General features: G+C 52.6%; 3 rRNA genes. All 3 read right to left on the minus strand.

From position 1 onward, the window contains the following. Nucleotide 1: 1 nt before the first annotated feature. Nucleotides 2–115: ribosomal RNA gene (gene rrf / locus ACTQX6_RS12455) — 5S ribosomal RNA — on the minus strand. Nucleotides 116–169: 54 nt separating this feature from the next. After that, a 23S ribosomal RNA gene (locus tag ACTQX6_RS12460) occupies nucleotides 170–3,072 on the minus strand. A gap of 248 nt (nucleotides 3,073–3,320) precedes the next feature. Then, nucleotides 3,321–4,862, minus strand: a 16S ribosomal RNA gene (locus ACTQX6_RS12465). The 16S, 23S and 5S rRNA genes sit together here, the layout of an rRNA operon. Nucleotides 4,863–5,010: the final 148 nt, after the last annotated feature.

Consider the following 5,010-nt stretch of genomic DNA (forward strand, 5'->3'; position numbering starts at 1 on the left):
GACCCGGCAACGTGCTATCTTGGCAGGGGCAGGCCCAACTATTGTCGCCGCTGAAGTGCTTAACTTCTGAGTTCGGTATGAGTTCAGGTGGTTCCACTTCGCTATCGTCACCGGATCGTTCTTTTGAAGGATCGCTCCCTCAAAACTAAACAACATGCTCAAGACATCTCTGATTAAGTCCTCGACCGATTAGTACCGGTCAACTCCGTGTATCGCTACACTTCCATCTCCGGCCTATCTACCTTATCGTCTTTAAGGGGTCTTACTTCTTGCGAATGGGAGATCTCATCTTGGAGTAGGTTTCGTGCTTAGATGCTTTCAGCGCTTATCCTTTCCCTACTTAGCTACCCGGCTGTGCCGCTGGCGCGACAACCGGTGCACCAGAGGTAGGTCCATCCCGGTCCTCTCGTACTAAGGACAGCTCTCCTCAAATCTCCTGCGCCCACAACAGATAGGGACCGAACTGTCTCACGACGTTCTGAACCCAGCTCGCGTACCGCTTTAATGGGCGGACAGCCCAACCCTTGGAACCGAATCCAGCTCCAGGATGCGATGAGCCGACATCGAGGTGCCAAACCTCGCCGTCGATGTGAACTCTTGGGCGAGATCAGCCTGTTATCCCCAGGGTAGCTTTTATCCGTTGAGCGACGGCCCTTCCATTCGGCACCGCCGGATCACTAATCCCGACTTTCGTCCCTGTTCGAGTTGTTGCTCTCACAGTCAAGCACGCTTCTGCATTTGCACTCGCCGATTGGTTTCCATCCAATCTGAGCGTACCTTTGGGCGCCTCCGTTACTCTTTGGGAGGCGACCGCCCCAGTCAAACTGCCCACCTGGCACTCTCCCCATCCCCGATTCAGGGGACCAGGTTAGAACTCCGATCACACAAGAGTGGTATCCCAACGGCGACTCCTCGCATACTGGCGTACGCGTCTCTTCGTCTCCCACCTATCCTGTACATGCATGACCAAAGTTCAATACCAAGCTACAGTAAAGCTCCATGGGGTCTTTCCGTCTAGTTGCGGGTAACCTGCATTTTCACAGGTACTAAGATTTCACCGAGTCTGCTGCCGAGACAGCGCCCAAATCGTTACACCTTTCGTGCGGGTCAGAACTTACCTGACAAGGAATTTCGCTACCTTAGGACCGTTATAGTTACGGCCGCCGTTCACCGGGGCTTCAACTCACTGCTTCATCTTGCGATTGACAGATCCTCTTAACCTTCCGGCACCGGGCAGGTGTCACCCCCTATACTTCGTCTTGCGACTTCGCAGAGAGCTGTGTTTTAGTTAAACAGTCGCTTGGGCCTCTTCACTGCGGCTCACTCTTCATGAGCGCTCCTTCTTGCGAACGTACGGAGCCATTTTGCCGAGTTCCTTGGCAACAGTTCTCTCGCTCACCTCGGGATACTCTCCCTGCCCACCTGTGTCGGTTTTGGTACGGGCCGCACATGCATACGCTTAGAAGCTTTTCTTGGAAGCTGGCCTCATATGCTTCGCTACTTGCCGAAACGTTCGCTTACCTGTCACGTCTTCCCCTTTCGATGGCCGGATTTGCCTAACCATCAGGTACCCCGCTTCGCCCTCAATCCGTTAAGAGGGTCATACTAGCCTTCTCCGTCACTCCTTCGCTCCATGTACGGGTGCAGGAATTTCCGCCTGCTTGCCATCCACTACGCCTCTCGGCCTCGCGTTAGGTCCCGACTTACCCAGGGCGGACGAACCTTCCCCTGGAATCCTTGGGCTTTCGGTGTGTAGGATTCTCACCTACATCTCGCTACTCACACCGGCATTCTCACTTCCATACGGTCCACCGTTCCTCACGGTACGGCTTCCACCTGTATGCAACGCTCCCCTACCACTTGAATTCGATTCAAATCCGCAGCTTCGGTATCAGGCTTAGCCCCGGTACATTTTCGGCGCAGGGTCACTCGACTAGTGAGCTGTTACGCACTCTTTGAAGGATGGCTGCTTCTGAGCCAACCTCCTAGTTGTCTGGGCATCCCCACATCCTTTTCCACTTAGCCTGTATTTCGGGACCTTAGCTGGCGGTCTGGGCTGTTTCCCTCTTGACCATGGACCTTATCACTCACGGTCTGACTGCCGGACATCTCATGCGGCATTCGGAGTTTGATTGTATTCAGTACCCCGGGATGGGGCCATCACACATTCAGTGCTCTACCTCCGCACAAGTTCTTTCCGACGCTAGCCCTAAAGCTATTTCGGGGAGAACCAGCTATCTCCGGGTTCGATTGGAATTTCTCCCCTAGCCACAAGTCATCCGCCAACTTTTCAACGGTGGTCGGTTCGGTCCTCCATTGAGTTTCACCTCAACTTCAACCTGCTCATGGCTAGATCACCCGGTTTCGGGTCTACGATGTCCTACTTTGGCCCTATTAAGACTCGCTTTCGCTTCGGCTCCGCGTTTTCCCGCTTAACCTCGCAGTCCATCGTAACTCGCCGGTTCATTCTACAAAAGGCACGCCATCACCCTTTAACGGGCTCTGACTTCTTGTAGGCATACGGTTTCAGGTTCTCTTTCACTCCGCTCCCGCGGTTCTTTTCACCTTTCCCTCACGGTACTGGTCCGCTATCGCTCACTCCCTGGATATTTAGCCTTGGCAGATGGTCCTGCCTGCTTCCGACAAGATTCCTCGTGTCTCGCCGTACTCAGGATCCCGCTGGGCTTCACTCGGATTTCGGTTACGGGACTTGCACCCTCTACGGTCACGCTTTCAATCGTGTTCTCCTATCCTCGTTCTTGCCGTGTCGCGGTCCTACAACCCCGGTCCAAGGACCGGTTTGGGCTGCTCCCCTTTCGCTCGCCGCTACTCGGGGAATCACTCTTGTTTTCTTTTCCTCCGGGTACTTAGATGTTTCAGTTCCCCGGGTACCTCTCCATGACCTATGTATTCAGTCACGGATGACAGCCGATGATGGCTGCCGGGTTCCCCCATTCGGACACCGCCGGGTCGTCGCTTCCTTACAGCTCGCCGACGCTTTTCGCAGTTTGGCGCGTCCTTCTTCACTCTGGAGTGGCCAGGCATCCTCCGTACGCCCTTCCTTACTTAATCAGTGGTTCTCTTCTTACTTCTCGTGTTTTCTTCGAGATGTTTCACACTTACAAAGAACTGTTTTTTAACTGTTTCTCGTTAAAAATCTTAGTCTACAACTTTCGTTTAGACCTTTTCTGTTATGTCTTCTTCATGTTGTTCAGTTTTCAAAGATCGATTCTGAGTTCTCTCTTCCGAGATCCCTCAAAACTAAACAAGAACACTGTCCTGATCGGGAAACTTCTTTTAACTACACTCTTTCTCCTTAGAAAGGAGGTGATCCATCCCCACGTTCCCGTAGGGATACCTTGTTACGACTTAACCCCAGTCATCGATCCTACCTTCGACGGTTCACTCCTTGCGGTTATGCCACCGGCTTCGGGTATTACCAACTCCCATGGTTTGACGGGCGGTGTGTACAAGGCCCGAGAACGTATTCACCGCGACATGCTGATTCGCGATTACTAGCGATTCCAACTTCATGAAGTCGGGTTGCAGACTTCAATCCGAACTGAGACGACCTTTATGAGATTCGCTCCCCCTCGCGGGTTCGCCGCTCTTTGTAGCCGCCATTGTAGTACGTGTGTAGCCCAGGCCATAAGGGGCATGATGATTTGACGTCATCCCCACCTTCCTCCGGTTTGTCACCGGCAGTCTGATATGAGTCCTCATCTTACTGTTAGTAACATATCACAAGGGTTGCGCTCGTTGCGGGACTTAACCCAACATCTCACGACACGAGCTGACGACAACCATGCACCACCTGTCTCCCGGATAACCTCCAACATGTCTCCATGTCTTCGCCGGGGATGTCAAGGCCTGGTAAGGTTCTTCGCGTTGCTTCGAATTAAACCACATACTCCACCGCTTGTGCGGGCCCCCGTCAATTCCTTTGAGTTTCACACTTGCGTGCATACTCCCCAGGCGGAGAACTTATTGCGTTAACTGCAGCACTGAGTTATTCCCCCAACACTTAGTTCTCATCGTTTACGGCGTGGACTACTAGGGTATCTAATCCTATTTGCTCCCCACGCTTTCGTGCTTCAGCGTCAGTTACAGACCAGGCGACCGCCTTCGCCACTGGTGTTCTTCCATATATCTACGCATTTTACCGCTACACATGGAGTTCCATCGCCCTCTTCTGCACTCTAGTTCGACAGTTTCCATAGCCTACGACAGTTGAGCTGCCGCCTTTTACTACAGACTTACCGTACCGCCTACGCACCCTTTACGCCCAATCATTCCGGATAACGCTCGCCACCTACGTATTACCGCGGCTGCTGGCACGTAGTTAGCCGTGACTTTCTGGTAAGATACCATCACTCCGACATCATTCCCTATGTCGGCCGTTTTTCTCTTACAACAGAGCTTTACAGTCCGAAAACCGTCTTCACTCACGCGGCATTGCTCGTTCAGGGTTCCCCCCATTGACGAAAATTCCCTACTGCTGCCTCCCGTAGGAGTTTGGGCCGTGTCTCAGTCCCAATGTGGCCGTTCGCCCTCTCAGGTCGGCTATGCATCGTCGCCTTGGTAGGCCGTTACCCCACCAACCAGCTAATGCACCGCAGGTCCATCCATGTTCAGGGCCGCAGCCCCTTTAATAAGGTCCTCATGCGAGATCCCTACCTATCCGGTTTTAGTTTCCGTTTCCAGAAATTATCCCGGGCACATGGGCAGGTTACCTACGTGTTACTCACCCGTTCGCCACTGACTTCCAAAAAAAGCAAGCTTTTCTCTTTAGTCCGTTCGACTTGCATGTATTAGGCATGCCGCCAGCGTTCATCCTGAGCCAGGATCAAACTCTCCATTTGATTTAGCTCTTTCAGATGTCCTCTGACATCGTTTTCTCTTTTACCGAAATTGACGTTTCCTTTTTCTTTCAGGTTTGTTCTTGTTCAGTTTTCAAAGATCTCGCTCAGCGCTTTCCCGCGCCGTGCTCAGTTATATTACCAAATCCAC

Origin of the sequence: Faecalicoccus sp. LCP19S3_E2, from assembly GCF_052121255.1 — a bacterium.
GTDB lineage: Bacteria > Bacillota_I > Bacilli_A > Erysipelotrichales > Erysipelotrichaceae > Faecalicoccus.